The sequence below is a fragment of the Chelativorans multitrophicus genome (assembly GCF_011317445.1).
GTDB lineage: Bacteria > Pseudomonadota > Alphaproteobacteria > Rhizobiales > Rhizobiaceae > Chelativorans > Chelativorans multitrophicus.
The window spans coordinates 161,764-175,384 of record NZ_JAAAPL010000002.1 but is presented as its reverse complement, the minus strand read 5'-3'; the positions used below and the strand labels follow the sequence as shown (position 1 = coordinate 175,384).

Annotated in this window: 13 protein-coding genes; 6 read left to right on the top strand and 7 right to left on the bottom strand. The window is 60.4% G+C overall.

Annotated features, from left to right (window positions below; translation table 11 throughout):
- Positions 1 to 151: 151 nt before the first annotated feature.
- On the top strand, positions 152 to 2,167 hold the full coding sequence (locus GNP00_RS11520) for an elongation factor G (protein ID WP_011581444.1): 2,016 nt from the start codon (positions 152 to 154) through the stop codon (positions 2,165 to 2,167).
- A 482-nt stretch (positions 2,168 to 2,649) separates the two neighbouring features.
- On the opposite strand, the gene GNP00_RS11515 is transcribed toward GNP00_RS11520, so the two are convergent.
- Together GNP00_RS11515 and trxB are read right to left on the bottom strand one after the other, a co-directional pair.
- Positions 2,650 to 3,540 carry a LysR family transcriptional regulator gene (locus GNP00_RS11515; RefSeq protein WP_011581445.1) on the bottom strand — a complete coding sequence of 297 codons (891 nt, stop codon included), beginning with the start codon at positions 3,538 to 3,540 and terminating at the stop codon, positions 2,650 to 2,652.
- Positions 3,541 to 3,583: 43 nt separating this feature from the next.
- Entirely contained in the window at positions 3,584 to 4,558 is a 975-nt protein-coding gene (gene trxB / locus GNP00_RS11510; RefSeq protein ID WP_166016063.1) for a thioredoxin-disulfide reductase, read from the bottom strand.
- 257 nt (positions 4,559 to 4,815) lie between these two features.
- Here trxB and GNP00_RS11505 point away from each other — a divergent pair, with 257 nt between their 5' ends.
- On the top strand, positions 4,816 to 5,289 hold the full coding sequence (locus tag GNP00_RS11505; RefSeq protein ID WP_011581447.1) for an Lrp/AsnC family transcriptional regulator: 474 nt from the start codon (positions 4,816 to 4,818) through the stop codon (positions 5,287 to 5,289).
- Positions 5,290 to 5,331: 42 nt separating this feature from the next.
- Here the strand turns inward: GNP00_RS11505 and GNP00_RS11500 are convergent, their stop codons facing one another.
- The 5 genes from GNP00_RS11500 to greA all read right to left on the bottom strand — a co-directional run bounded on the left by GNP00_RS11500 (position 5,332) and on the right by greA (position 9,856).
- The gene (locus GNP00_RS11500; protein ID WP_011581448.1) at positions 5,332 to 6,108 is read right to left on the bottom strand and encodes a glycosyltransferase family 25 protein; all 777 of its coding nucleotides are present in this window, start codon (positions 6,106 to 6,108) and stop codon (positions 5,332 to 5,334) included.
- 51 nt (positions 6,109 to 6,159) lie between these two features.
- Positions 6,160 to 6,861 (bottom strand): hypothetical protein, encoded by a 702-nt coding sequence (locus GNP00_RS11495; protein WP_041545429.1) that lies wholly within the window; start codon positions 6,859 to 6,861, stop codon positions 6,160 to 6,162.
- 672 nt (positions 6,862 to 7,533) lie between these two features.
- Positions 7,534 to 8,286: a glycosyltransferase family 25 protein gene (locus GNP00_RS11485; protein ID WP_011581450.1), complete on the bottom strand. Its 753-nt coding sequence runs from the start codon at positions 8,284 to 8,286 to the stop codon at positions 7,534 to 7,536.
- A complete protein-coding gene (locus tag GNP00_RS11480) occupies positions 8,283 to 9,371 on the bottom strand; it encodes a glycosyltransferase family 4 protein (protein ID WP_011581451.1) in 1,089 nt (362 codons plus the stop codon). Before GNP00_RS11480 ends, GNP00_RS11485 begins: the two co-directional genes overlap by 4 nt.
- An 11-nt stretch (positions 9,372 to 9,382) precedes the next feature.
- Positions 9,383 to 9,856: a transcription elongation factor GreA gene (gene greA, locus GNP00_RS11475; protein ID WP_011581452.1), complete on the bottom strand. Its 474-nt coding sequence runs from the start codon at positions 9,854 to 9,856 to the stop codon at positions 9,383 to 9,385.
- Positions 9,857 to 10,140: 284 nt separating this feature from the next.
- On the opposite strand from greA, the gene GNP00_RS11470 reads away from it, so the two are divergent.
- The 4 genes from GNP00_RS11470 to GNP00_RS11455 all read left to right on the top strand — a co-directional run bounded on the left by GNP00_RS11470 (position 10,141) and on the right by GNP00_RS11455 (position 13,600).
- Complete coding sequence (locus tag GNP00_RS11470) at positions 10,141 to 10,566, top strand: DUF3775 domain-containing protein (protein ID WP_011581453.1); 426 nt, start codon at positions 10,141 to 10,143, stop codon at positions 10,564 to 10,566.
- Positions 10,538 to 11,290, top strand: a complete 753-nt coding sequence (locus GNP00_RS11465; protein WP_049764766.1) for an extensin-like domain-containing protein — start codon at positions 10,538 to 10,540, stop codon at positions 11,288 to 11,290. Before GNP00_RS11470 ends, GNP00_RS11465 begins: the two co-directional genes overlap by 29 nt.
- Positions 11,291 to 11,392: 102 nt before the next feature.
- Positions 11,393 to 12,214, top strand: coding sequence for an extensin-like domain-containing protein (locus tag GNP00_RS11460; protein ID WP_011581455.1), 822 nt, complete (start codon positions 11,393 to 11,395; stop codon positions 12,212 to 12,214).
- Between the two features lie 75 nt (positions 12,215 to 12,289).
- Positions 12,290 to 13,600: a hemolysin family protein gene (locus GNP00_RS11455; RefSeq protein WP_011581456.1), complete on the top strand. Its 1,311-nt coding sequence runs from the start codon at positions 12,290 to 12,292 to the stop codon at positions 13,598 to 13,600.
- The last annotated feature ends 21 nt before the right edge of the window (positions 13,601 to 13,621 follow it).

The window sequence follows — 13,621 nt, the reverse complement described above, 5'->3', positions numbered from 1 at the left end:
GATCCATTCACAACTTCTCCTTCCCTCTTGCCGATAGGAGCAACCCGTGGGACGATGAGTTGCGCAGCCTCGACATTAGTCGGTGCTGCGGTGCGACGGCTGTTGGGGGCCGGCCGCCGCTCATGGGAGGACGCTTGAAAGGAGTCGGCCTATGGGTAACCGAGCCGGAGACAGGTTCAAGGGACCGAAATGCATCGCCATTCTCGGTCCCCTTGCCAGCGGAAAGACAACGCTTTTTGAAGCCATCCTGCGACGCACGGGCGCGATTTCGGGCCAAGGCGGCCCCAGCGCAGACACACGCACCCACACGATGAGCGTCGAAGCGAGCTTTGCCACCACGAGCTTCATGGGAGAAAGCATCACCTTCGTCGATTGTCCCGGTTCCATCGAATTCGCCGAGGAGGCCGGGCCGGTATTGGCTGCCGCCGACGCAGCGGTGGTCGTGATCGATGCGGAGGACCACAAGCTTCCGATGCTCCAGCTTATCCTGCGCCGGCTGGACGATATCGGCATTCCCCGCATGCTGTTTCTGAACAAGCTGGACAAGAGCGCCATTGGCGTGCGCGAAACATTGAAGGCGCTGCAGCCCGCCAGCAGTCCGCCGCTGCTCCTGCGCCATATACCGCTGCGCAAGAACGGCCTTTTGATCGGCTCCATCGATCTGGCTCTTGAGCGGGCCTACATCTATCGCGAGCACGCTGAAAGCGAGATCGCCCCCATCCCCGATGACGAGAAGGCACGGGAGATCGAAGCTCGCTTTTCCATGCTGGAAACGCTGGCCGATCATGACGACCAGCTGATGGAGCAGCTATTGGAGGAGATCGAGCCGCCGCGCGATGCGATTTTCGACGATCTGGCGGCGGATGTGCGTGAAGGCACCGTCACGCCGGTCCTGATAGGCTCGGCCGAAAAAGGCAACGGCATCTTGCGGCTTTTAAAGGCGATCAGGCATGACGTGGCCGACGTGACGGAGACGCGAAAGCGGCTGGGCCATTCAAATGGTGATGGCAGCGCAACCCTGCAGGTGATGAAGACGATTCATACCGGTCACGGCGGCAAGATTTCGGTCTGCCGCATTCTCTCCGGCACCATAAATGATGGCACGGAGCTTCCGGATGCCGGCAGGATTTCGGGTATATACAGCCTCATAGGCCGGGACCAGACAAAGCTTGCCTCCGCAGGTGAAGGCGACACTGTGGCCCTCGGAAAACTCGATGGCGCTACCACCGGCGATACGCTTTCGACAAGCAAGGGCGCCGCCCGGCAGCTCGCCAAACCGACTCCGCCCCATCCAGTCTTTGTTGTGGCTGTCAGCCCACGCGATCGCAAGGACGAGGTGAAGCTTTCAGCCGCGCTCCAGAAGCTTCAGGAGGAAGATCCTTCCCTGCTCTTGCAGCAAAGCCAGGATACGGCCGAGACGATCCTGGGAGGCCAGGGCGAAATGCACCTGCGGATGGCAAGGGAACGGCTGGAAGGGAAATATCAGGTCGCGGTCGAGATACGCCCACCCTCCATTCCCTATCGCGAGACGATCCGCAAGGCCGTCACGCAACGCGGCCGTCATAAGAAGCAGTCTGGCGGCCACGGACAGTTTGGAGACGTTGTTCTCGACATCAAGCCCCTGCCCCGCGGCAGCGGTTTTGAATTTACCGAGACCATCACCGGAGGCGTGGTCCCCAAGCAATATATTCCATCGGTTGAAACAGGAGTGCGCGATTCCCTCAAGGCGGGGCCGCTGGGTTTTCCCGTGGTCGACATCTCGGTCAATCTGGCGGACGGCTCCTATCACACCGTCGATTCTTCCGACATGGCGTTCCAGCAGGCAGCCCGCCTCGCCATGAAGGAGGGTCTTGCGGCCGCTGGCCCGGTTCTTCTCGAGCCGATTCTTAAGGTGGAGGTTCACACGCCTTCCGATGCCACGGCGCGCGCGACGGCGATCCTTTCGCAGCGGCGCGGTCAGATTCTGGGCTTTAACACACGCCCAGGCTGGCCGGGATGGGACGTGGTCGAAGCCATGGTGCCGGAAGCGGAAATGGGAAACCTCATCATCGAGCTCCGCTCGGCCACGGCGGGCGTGGCAGGATACCGTGCTGCTTTCGACCACATGGCGGAGCTGACGGGAAGGCTGGCCGACGATGCGCTGAACAGCCGGGGTAAGGCCGCCTGAACAAGCCTGGAAACCTGAATGGTTCGTGTCTCACGACCAGAACTCTGGCGGAGAGAGCGGGCGCCAACTGATAGCTGAATGAAGAAAAAAAAGAGGCCGGATCAAGAGATCCGGCCCAATCGTTGGAGTGCCATAAAGGCGAAACCTCCAGAGGGGAACACTCACCCAGGGGCTAATGGGAGGAGAACGCCCCAAGGGAGTGATTGAGATATGAGCATTGGCTGCACAAATAACAACCACTTACTTTTGCAATTCAGATATGCATTGCTTGCATGGCTTGAAAAAACGTTGGTTTTTCAGCCCCTTCGTCATTCAGGGCGGCCAAGGACGATGCAAAGACGTCGCACTTTTTCGGGTCGTTCTTCTCCGTTTTCAGCTTCCCGGAAAGCACGATGCACAGATTGAGCGATCTACAGTCCCCTGTGAGTCCTAGAACCGGCGGAATTTCGCTGCGGCGCAGCCGATTGTAGAATCGCCGCGGCCTAGTAGATCCAGCCTCTCGATTTGGAAATCAGGAAGTCCCTGAAGACCTGCATTTTTGCCTGATTTTTCATCGTGTCCGGGTAGCAGAAATACGTGTCGAAGGACGGCACTTCAGTTTCCGGCAAAAGCTGCACAAGGCCGCTGTCGCTGCCCACGGCATAATCCGGCAAGATGGCGATGCCGGCCCCTCGCTGTACCGCGATCTTTATTGAAAGAATGTTGTTGATCTGGAGCGCGGCGGCGCGTTTCGATCCTTCCGGCCTGCCGGCCGTCTCCAGCCAATTCATGTCGCTCAAATGCGGCGGCACCGTCTCGCCGAAGATCACGATACGATGCCGATCCAATTCGTCGATCGAGTTAGGCTTGCCGTAGCGGTTCAGATAGGCAGGCGATGCGTATAGATGGAAATGGACCGTGAAGAGCTTGCGCTGGATCAGATCCGGCTGCTGCGGCTGCCGCATGCGCAAGGCGCAATCGGCCTGCCGCATGGTAAGGTCAAGCTCCTCGTTGTCGAGGATCACCTGGAGCTGGATGTCCGGGTAAAGCGCGCCGAATTCCGGCAGGCGCTCCGTCAGCCATCCATTACCCAAGCCGACGGTGGTCGAGACGCGCAGCACGCCCGAGGGACGGTCCTTGGCCTCCGAAAGCCGCACCTTCACCGTCTCGAGCTTCATAAGGACATCGTGCGCGGTGCGGTAGAGCATTTCCCCCTGCTCCGTGAGCACGAGGCCGCGCGCATGGCGATGAAACAGGCTCACTCCAAGTTCCTGCTCAAGCGCGCTTACTTGCCTTGAAATCGCTGACTGCGACAGATGGAGCGACTCCGCGGCGTGCGTAAAGGATCCTGCCGCCGCGGCAGCATGGAATACACGTAGCTTGTCCCAATCCAACGCCCGATCCCCTCGCTTTTATAAGGCGCGCAGCTGAGCCGGACTATTCGGCGGCCTCGCGGTGCGTCTCCAATTCCGCCAAATATCGCTCCGCCTCCAGCGCCGCCATGCAGCCAAGCCCTGCCGCCGTTACCGCCTGCCGGTAGACATCGTCGGCAACGTCGCCCGCCGCAAAGACACCGGGCACATCCGTGCGGGTCGAATTCGGCTCGGTCCAGAGATACCCGTTCGGCTTCTGCTTGAGCTTGCCTTCGAATAGCTCGACGGCAGGCGCGTGGCCGATGGCGACGAAAACACCGTCCACCGGAAGGTCGCGCACCTCGCCCGTCTGCACGTTTTGAACGCGAATGCCGGTGACGGATGGCGGCAGAGGTGGCTTTGGGGTTTCGCCGAGGATTTCGTCCACGACCGTATCCCACATGATTTCCACGTTTTCCTTCCGCAGGAGCCGCTCCTGCAGGATGCGCTCGGCCCGGAATTCGCCGCGCCGGTGGATGACGGTTACACGCTTTGCCAGATTTGAGAGATAAAGAGCCTCTTCGACCGCCGTGTTGCCGCCTCCGATGACGACAACTTCCTTGCCGCGATAGAAAAAGCCGTCACAGGTCGCGCAAGCCGAAAGACCGAAGCCCATGAAAGTATTTTCTGATGGCAGCCCGAGCCATCTCGCCTTTGCGCCGGTGGCGATGATGAGAGCATCACAGGTATAAACCGTGCCGGAGTCGCCCTTCAGCCGAAAGGGCCGCGACCGGATATCCGCTTCCACGATCAGATCATTCACGATCTCCGTGCCCACATGCTCCGCCTGCAGCCGCATTTGCTCCATGAGCCACGGGCCCTGAATGGGCTCGGCGAAACCGGGATAGTTCTCCACCTCCGTCATGATCATGAGCTGACCGCCTTGCTCCAGGCCGGAAACCAGAAGAGGCTTCAGCATGGCGCGCGCGGCATAAATGGCCGCAGTGTAGCCGGCCGGTCCTGATCCGATTATCAGAACTGGCGCGTGGCGGGTGGTCATGGCTCGGGTCCTTTCCTGGTTCGGCATGCAGCGCAAAAGGCATACAGCTGCGTAGATCTAAGTATCGCATACCACTTTCTGCAAGGCGAAGGACGGTTTGCCAACAGCTTGGCGATACCGCACAGGAAAGTTTCAAGAAATCTCATCCATGGGAACGTCCCTTAGCCTCGGTGCTTGGCGAACACAGGAGCTTGGCGTAAATTTGTTGCGCAACTGCGACAGATTCGTGCGCGGGAGAACGCGCTGAGGGGCTATCAATGCCGTTAAAGGCCGATCTCGACGCCATTGACTGGAAAATTCTGCGCGAGCTGCAAAAGGATGGCCGCATCACGAATGTCGAGCTCTCCAAGCGGGTCGGTATTTCCGCTCCGCCTTGCCTGCGCCGGGTGCGCCGCCTGGAAGAAGGCGGCATCATCAAGGGCTACCGTGCGCTTCTCAACAGTCCCGTGCTCGGCTTCGACGTGGTGGCTTTTTGCCTCGTAGGGCTGCATCATCAATCTGAAGCGGAGCTTAGGACCTTTGCCGAACGGGCGCGCAACTGGCCCATCGTGAGGCGTGCCTGGATGGTTTCCGGCGATTCGGACTTCCTGCTGCATTGCGTCGCAGCCGATCTCGGCGCCTTCCAGTCATTCGTTATCGAGGAACTGACTTCCGCACCGAATGTCGACACCGTCCGCACCGCGCTCACCATCCGGCAAGTGAAGGACGAAGGACTGGTGGCGATCGGGTGAACCGAGATGGCGCCGGTATTCCAGCATCAGGAATGCGGCAGATCAGGCAAACTTCACGAACACCCACTTCTTATCCGTCAAAAGGCCAGATGCCAGTCTTTGGGCAAACCCTGAAAACTGAAAAAACGGCCTCTTTAGCTCCCGCCAGAGCTTGCGGATCCCCCGCGGTTTGGTGGGTGGCCGTTCGTCAAGCAGGTCGCTTTCGATGCCAAGCACCATCGACTGCCGCCCAATATAGGAATCCTGGACACAAACGGCCGGGACCATTTGGAAAGTCGTCAGCGAAGCTGCCGAGTGCAATCCTGCATTGAACATGAAATGATCGACCGGAGCCTCCAGGCGTTCACTCAGTGCAAGCAGTCTTTCCGCCCCTTTCCTAGTGACGATATACCCCCCCGTACCCATATGACTGCTTCTCAGCCGGTGAAGGCTTCTGCTACCGATGGCGGCTGCTACACCTTTGTCAACACGAGTGCGGCAAAGCCTCGTCTCCAGCTTGACAACATCAGCCTCCGTTGGAACCCACTCCCCATGGCTAAGCAAAGAGGCCGCATCCGGCGCCAGGTGCAAATCGTCTTCCAGGACGACTGCATGCGGAAGCGCCTCATCGACAACACGCTTCCAGCACTCCCTATGGCTGAGAAAACAAGCCGTAGCGCCTGGGAGCAAGCTCCCCAACCGCTGCACCTCCTCCATCGGGAGCTGCATACCGTCTACCGCAGATAGGCGCGTGAACGGCAGGCCGAGCCCGTCGAGGATCTCGGTCATGTGCCGCAGGCGGTCGGGCCGCCGGTCTAGATTGATGAGGAAGATCTTCATCTGGAATGCAGCACACTGGCCCTTATTCACCCGACCGATAGCATCAACATATCAAATCGGCTTCCAGTTCGGATCGACCTTGTCCGCCTCCGCGCGCCACAGATCGCCATAGTCGACGTTCTGCCAATCCTTGAACCATGGTCCGCCATTGGTAAAATGGATGGCGCTGGGCGTGCCGCTCTCCGGCTTCTCGCTCCAGCCCTCCAGCCAGTTCCAGGCCTCGGGGATGCCGCCGATTTCCTCGTCCTTGGCCCACTGCATGCGGTGAAGATAAGCGCCGGTCTCGCGGTTGATCACCTCCGGCGTGAGCGTCTTCGTCGAGGGATGCTCGCAATTGAAGAGCATGAAGGACGACCAGTTCTTGCGCGGATAGGTGGTCTGCACCTTGCCGTCCATCTTCACTGTGGCCTTCGGCGTATAGTCATGCTTCACGCACAGCACGGCCTTGGAGGAATCGCGGTATTCAAGCAACTTCGCCACATCATCGAGGAACAGGAAGTCGCAATCGCAGAACAGGGCCCAGCCCTTGTAGCCGGCAAGCCACGGCGTAAAGAAACGGGAATAGGTGAACTCGGTGGACGCGAGCGGATCGATATCGCGCGTATACGCGCCCTTTTCCACCAGGTCGGAAAGCTTGATCGGATGCACCTCGACAGGAACGCTCGCGCGATCAAGGATCGTCTTCTTGGCAACGTCATAGGCGATCGGCTCGCGTGAATCCCAGCCGATATAGATGTCGAGTTTCGTTTCCATCATCCCTCCTTGCGAATGTCTGCGTCTGGTGTCGTTCTTTGAAGGCCAAACGCGAATGTCGCGCTCTGCAACCTTTCGCTCGATCCACGCCCGCTCGTGATCCCAGGCATGCTTCTGCCAGCCCTGCCAGCTGAAGCCTGCGATCTCGACTTCCCACTCATCCGCCGGCAGCTTTTCCAGCGCATATCGAATACCGATATATCCGGTGCTGGGGAATATGCGCTGCTTGGTTGAATCCTCGGGCTCAATGCCCAAATCGCGGCAGCTCGCTTCGTAGAAGGCCGGCGGCAAAACGGCAACTGTCTTACCAGCTTTGCCATACATCATCAGCCCTTCCCAGGTATAATCCGCACGACGTCCCTTCAGGCGGGAAAGCAATTTTGGCTTCTGAAGATATTTGTCGGCGGTGATCGGGTGATTCACCAGGAAGACGAGTTCTGCCGCCTGCACGATCGGCGAGGTGGGATAATCGGGATTTCGCAGCCGCCGTTCCATCGGCTTGCCGGTATTGGAGACGAACAACCAGTTCGTCTTGGTGCCGCTCATTCCGAAGGAGGTTTTAGGCTCGTTGAAGCGCACGACGTGATCGCTGGCATTCACGCGTTCCGTCATGTCGAAAAGCATTGGCCCGTTGCCAACGATGAACAATCTTTTCTTCTTAGCCATGCGGAATCAACTCTCCCGAACCCGGTTGCTCGGCCCGCTTTTTAGAACGTCGAACAGCTTGGCGGAAAACCGATAGCGCGCCCTCAGCATTTCACGCAACAGCGTTTCCGCGTGCGATTTTCCTTTTCCTTGGACGGTGGTCCCGCCGAGTGCCGCCGCCACTTCGCGGATTGCGACGGGAGAAGAGCTCAATACACGCACGCCATGCAGCCAGCGCATCTGGATCGTCGTGTCCACGGGCCTGTCGAATTCACGCGTGAATGCGAGCAATTCACCCGCGGCGTCGCGGCCGACGAGTTGGGCCTGCATGCCCAGCCCGACCAAACGAGGCTCAAAAATGCGGTTCGCGCCATTTTCATTGAGGGCCGCCCCGCGCTCCCTCGCCTTCTTCGGAAAGCGAAGGACATCTTTTGTCGTCGCGCATGCAAGCCCGCTGTCGAAAAGATGATGGACGCCGGGCAGAAGCTCTACGTCATCTTCGATGATCAGACCCGCATCGAGCCCGCGTTCCATGATGGTCTGCCATGCCTTGCGATGCGAGAGAAAGCAGGCGACCTCGGTGCGGCGCAAGGGAAAAGGATAGCGGGGCCGGTGAAGTCCCGGCCGGTACACCCGGACAATTTCCTCCTCGGAAAGCTGTTCGGCGTCGACGGCGTCTATGACCGTGACCGGAATCGTAAGATTCTGGCGCAAACGCTCCACCTGGGGCGCGCGCCCCGTGGCGCGGGCGAGATGGATGACGAACGCCTCGACCTTCATTTTTCGCCATCCCAGAGGCTTTCATAAACCTCGCGCAGCGCGGCGGCTTCCCCGGCGAGCGCAAAATTATTCACGGCATGCGCGCGCCCAGCTTCTCCGTGCCGTTCGGCGAGTGCCGGGTCGGCTAGATAGGGCTCGATCGCGGCGGTAAGGGCAGCGCCGTCACCGGCGGGCACCACCATGCCGGTTTCGCCAGATATGACGATTTCCTCGTAAGCGCCCGCGTCGCTCGCCACCACGGCGGTTCCGGATGCCATCGCCTCCAGGGGTGTCAGCCCAAAGCCCTCGTTGCGCGAGGGCGCCACATAGAGGCTGAGGCGTCTATACCAGGGATGCACGTCCGGCACTTCGCCGAGGAAGAAAATGCGCTCCGACAGGCCAGCCGCGCGCACGCGGGCTTCGAGCTCATCCGCGAAAGCTTTGTGTTCCACGGTCGCGCGGCCGAGAACCACCGCGGTCCAGTCCGGATATTTCGGCAGAAGCTCGATCATGGACTGTACGAACAGATCCGTACCCTTCTGATGCCGGATACGTCCGAAGCAGCCGATACCATGGCGGCCGGGAAGCCCTGTGGATTCCCATGCGTCATCCGTTCCGCGCGGCGGATGAAACTGCTCCGTGTCCACCCCGTGCATAATCACCCGGTGCGGCACTTCGAGGAATGAACCCGAGCGCGCGCTGGTGGCCACGACCGCATCCATGCGGCGGATCAGCCATCGCGTGAACGGCTTATGGTGGCGCTGAGCGGCGGAGGTGAAGACGAGGCGCATGGGCGCGCGCAAGATATCCCTCAGGATCAGCCCTGTCACCATCTCGACATTGCGGCGCGCATGCCAAATCCGGAAGGATCTGCGCTTTGGCCGCGAAAGCAGCGCCGGCAGCTGCCACCAGCGCATTTTGGGAAGGTTGGAAGGCAGTCCCGGCCCGAAGGCGGCAATCCCAAGATCCCGCGCCTGAAGCGGGATGAGTTGGACAATCGTGCTGGTGACGCCGGAGAGGTGGCGCTTCAGGTTTGGCGCCACCACCTCCACATCGTGGATATTAAGGTGACCGGCGGCGGAAGCCGGACCGGCATGAGCCCCCATGACCGTCCAGCTCAGCCGTACTGAACGCGCAAGACCTCATAGCCACGCGCGCCACCCGGCGCGTTGACCTCGATCAAGTCGCCAACGCCCTTCCCGATCAGCGCCCTGGCGATCGGCGAGGAAATGGAGATGCGGCCCGACTTCACGTCCGCCTCCTGATCGCCGACGATCTGATAGGTCTTTTCTTCTTCGGTGTCCTCGTCGACGAGGACGACGGTGGCGCCGAACTTCACCGTATCGCCTGAAAGCTTTGTCACGTCGATGACTTCGGCGCGCGCGATCAGATCCTCAAGCTCGCTGATGCGGCCTTCATTGAGGCTCTGGGCCTCTTTGGCCGCGTGGTATTCGGCATTTTCTGAGAGGTCACCGTGCGCACGAGCCTCAGCGATCGCCTCGATAATGCGCGGCCGCTCTTCCTGTTGGCGCCAACGCAATTCTTCCTTGAGCGACTCGTATCCAGCCAGGGTCATTGGGACCTTGTTCATTTCTCACACCTTCCTGACCTCATAGGCCCGCCGGGCCGGCGACACACAAAAAGAAAACGGTCCGAAAGCCAGGGCCACGGAACCGTTTCGTTCGACTCCAGTAAAATATAGCAATGTACTCCATATTTTCACGCAAATTTTTATTCGGCGCAGAAAATCCAGGGCGATAGCCCGCTGCTCGCCCGGCGCTTTACCTTTGTCGCGGAGCGGCCGCGCAGCTTGAGGTGCATCCAGCCCAAGATGCGCTATGATGCACGCCGTCAGCGGGTTGCGGAGCGCACCTCATGAAGAAATCGGTTGAGAAGGAATGGGAGCTGTCGCTTGACACCGATACGGTGCGCCGCCTTGCGGAGATGGCTCGTGCCTTGAGCGCCGCCGTAAAGCAAGATTACGAAGACGGAAAAGAGCACGAGATCGAGTTCGGCCAGGATGCACGTGAAGGCCACCATCACGACGGGCTTGCGGAGGAAGAAGAGGAAGACCAGTCGGAAGAGGAGTTCCGCTCGCTCGTAGCGGATCTCAATGTGGACGAGGCGGCCGAGCTGGTGGCGATTGCCTGGATCGGGCGCGGCGATTTTGAGGCAGCGGAATGGGCGCAGGCAGTGGCCGATGCACGAGGGCGGGTGAACAGCCGGTTGGCAAGCTACCTCCTCGGCATGCCCATGCTCGGCGACTGGCTGGATGATGGACTTGCCGCCATCGGCGCCTGAGCGGAAAACCTTCCTGTGCAGGGCTCTTCCACGCCTGCTCCTGCTGCTTATCTTCCACGCTTCGCTTTTCGCGATCGATTTTGCGGCGGCCGGAAGTGTCCAGCTTCCAGACCAGGCGCCGATACCGCAACCGCGCGGGGACGTTTTGCCGAAGGCAGCTAAGGAAAGGCAGGAACAGGCGCCGCTCTCCTCCGCGGAAAAGGCTTGCCGCAAAGAGCTTCGGACGCTGGGGGTTGAATTTACCGATGCTTCCAATGTGACTGCGGATGGGGGGTGCTCCCTTCCCCATCCCATAGAGGTGACAAAGCTGTCCAAACGCATGCGGCTCGAACCGCCGGCCTTGCTCGAATGTAGCACCGCGTTGGCCGCTGCCCGCTTCTTCCAATCGGAAGGAAAGGCTTTGGCCCGCAAGCACTTCGAGGCGGATATCGAGACCGTGCAGCAGGCGTCCGGCTATGTCTGCCGGCCAATCGGCGATGGGAAGGATCTTTCTCAACACGCTTTCGGCAAGGCGCTGGATGTTTCAGGATTGGTTTTCTCTGACAAACAGGAGATCAAGGTGGGGCAATATGGCGACGGTGGAAAACCGGCTGCCTTTCTGAAAGCTTTGCGCGCAGCCGCGTGCGGGCCGTTCTCGACTGTGCTCGGTCCTGGCACGAACGCCGACCATGAGGACCATTTCCACTTCGATACGAAGAAAAGGCGCAAGGCCTATTGCCGCTGACCGCCGCATTTTCGCCACAAGATTCACGCTGGCGCTGAGTATTCGTTTACCATTCCCCACTAGCTTCACTTCGACCGGCGAGCCGAAGCGGAGATGCGTAGCGTGTACGAGTACGAGTGGCGGCGTCAGTGGCCTTTCCGCCTGCCCCGGGTTGCAAGAAGCGCACTCGTGCTCATCGCTTTTGCAGCCGCTTCGGCTTGCTCGGTTGATAGTGTTCTGCGACCCGACGTGGATGTCGGCGTCTCGACCGGCGCCATAAGCGGCGGTGGACTGCAAAACCTCGTCCCCTCCAATCCGATGATGATGAGCTATCCCGTGCCGGCGCAGCCCGAGCCGCCAGCGATGGCAAGCCCGCCGGGCGAAGCGATGACCTTCATGCCCGCCGAGGAAGTGGCGTGCCGTCAGGAACTGCAGCGGCTAGGGGTGAGCTATCGCGATCTTCCGGCAATCGATGAGGGCGGGAGCTGCAAAATCGAGCATCCCGTTGCGGTCAGCGGTTTCTCGGGCGGGGTCGCCTTGAAGCCATCCGCCACACTTACCTGCCAGATGGCACTGACAGTTGCGCGCTGGACGAAGAACGAGCTCGCGCCTGCCGCCCGCAGACGCTATCTCTCCGGCATCGGCACCATTCACCAGGGTTCAAGCTATTCTTGCCGGCGCATTCGCGGCACCTCCGTGGCTTCAGAGCATTCCAAGGGCAATGCGATCGACATCATGAGCGTTACGCTCAAGAACGGCCGTGAGATCGACGTCCGTCGCCCGGGCTTCTTTGCGTTCCGCCAGAGGGGCCTGCTCAACACCGTGCGCGCCGAGGGCTGCGACTATTTTACGACCGTGCTTGGGCCGGGCTATGATGCCGACCACCGCGACCACTTTCATTTTGACATAAAGGCTCGGCGGAACGGCTATCGCGCCTGCAGGTAGCAGGACCATCCGCAATGTCCTATCTTGGCGCGGGTAGCTTCTGCTGAGCCATCACGCTCCCAACCAGAGTCAATCATGCTCTTTGTTGAAATCGCCATTCTTCTCGCCCTTATTCTCTTTAATGGCTTTATGGCCATGTCGGAACTGGCCGTCGTATCCGCCCGTCCCGCACGTCTGAAGGCCCGCAGCGACAGGGGCGATCGAGGCGCCGCGCGATCCCTGGAGCTCTCCTCTGAGCCGGGCCGATTTCTTTCCACCGTTCAGATCGGCATTACGCTCGTGGGGGTGCTTTCCGGCGCCTTTTCCGGGGCGACGATCGGCGTGCGCCTATCCGCCTGGCTGGCGGGCCTTGGAATGCCCGGAAGCATCGCCAATCCCCTGGGTGTCGGCATTGTCGTGGCACTCATCACCTATGTCTCGCTTGTGATCGGTGAATTGGTGCCGAAGCAGGTGGCGCTGAAACATGCCGAGACGATAGCGGCAAAGGTGGCGCCCTTCATGGCTATGCTCGCCAAGGTCGCCCTTCCGCTCGTCTGGTTGCTGGACATATCCGGCCGTGGCGTTCTTGCGCTGCTTGGGCAGGGATCGGAGGAAGCGAACCGCGTCACCGACGAGGAGATCAGAACGCTTATCGCGGAAGCGGAGCATACGGGGACGATCGAGACCGAAGAAAAGCACATGATCGCCGGCGTGATGCGGCTTGCCGACCGAAACGCCCGCGCGATCATGACCCCCAGGGGGGACGTGGACTGGCTGAACCTCCTCGCTCCCGACGAAGCGATCGAGAAGATGCTGCGCGAAACGCCGCATACGCGCTTGCCTGCCGCCGAGGGTTCGGTGGACAAGCTGATCGGCGTCGTTAAAACCCGCGACTTGCTAGTCGCATACCTGACGGAAGAAAAAGTCGATCCGGCCAGCTTCGTCCGGCCCGCCCCCATCGTTCACGATTTCGCCGATGCCCTCGACGTGCTCGTAACCTTGCGTCAGGCGGAAGTTCCCATGGCACTAGTCCATGACGAATACGGGACGTTCGAGGGGGTCATCACCCCCGCCGACATCCTGGGCGCCATCGCGGGCGTATTCCGGGCGGATATCGATGAAGGCGAGGCCGATGTCGTGCAGCGGGAGGACGGCTCCTGGCTGCTGCCTGGCCTCATGCCGGCCGATGAGATGGCCGACCGCCTCAGCATCAAGCTTCCCGAGGACCGCGGCTACAGCACGCTTGCGGGTTTCCTGCTCTCATACACACAGGAGCTCCCTGTGACGGGGACAGTGGTGGAAACGATGGGCTGGCGTTTCGAAGTCGTTGATATGGACGGCCGGCGAGTCGACCGCGTGCTGGCCAGCAAGACCGATGGTTCCGCAGGGATCGAAAACATCGAGTAGGATCAACTTGCAGCAAGTCGC

Coding starts and splice junctions, on each gene's coding strand:
- GNP00_RS11500 (WP_011581448.1), bottom strand. CDS start 6,108: ATGAAGATCTTCCTCATCAATCTAGACCGGCGGCCCGACCGCCTGCGG.
- GNP00_RS11455 (WP_011581456.1), top strand. CDS start 12,290: ATGCTCTTTGTTGAAATCGCCATTCTTCTCGCCCTTATTCTCTTTAAT.
- GNP00_RS11470 (WP_011581453.1), top strand. CDS start 10,141: ATGAAGAAATCGGTTGAGAAGGAATGGGAGCTGTCGCTTGACACCGAT.
- GNP00_RS11465 (WP_049764766.1), top strand. CDS start 10,538: ATGATGGACTTGCCGCCATCGGCGCCTGAGCGGAAAACCTTCCTGTGC.
- GNP00_RS11485 (WP_011581450.1), bottom strand. CDS start 8,286: ATGAAGGTCGAGGCGTTCGTCATCCATCTCGCCCGCGCCACGGGGCGC.
- GNP00_RS11480 (WP_011581451.1), bottom strand. CDS start 9,371: ATGGGGGCTCATGCCGGTCCGGCTTCCGCCGCCGGTCACCTTAATATC.
- GNP00_RS11520 (WP_011581444.1), top strand. CDS start 152: ATGGGTAACCGAGCCGGAGACAGGTTCAAGGGACCGAAATGCATCGCC.
- trxB (WP_166016063.1), bottom strand. CDS start 4,558: ATGACCACCCGCCACGCGCCAGTTCTGATAATCGGATCAGGACCGGCC.
- GNP00_RS11505 (WP_011581447.1), top strand. CDS start 4,816: ATGCCGTTAAAGGCCGATCTCGACGCCATTGACTGGAAAATTCTGCGC.
- GNP00_RS11495 (WP_041545429.1), bottom strand. CDS start 6,861: ATGGAAACGAAACTCGACATCTATATCGGCTGGGATTCACGCGAGCCG.
- greA (WP_011581452.1), bottom strand. CDS start 9,856: ATGAACAAGGTCCCAATGACCCTGGCTGGATACGAGTCGCTCAAGGAA.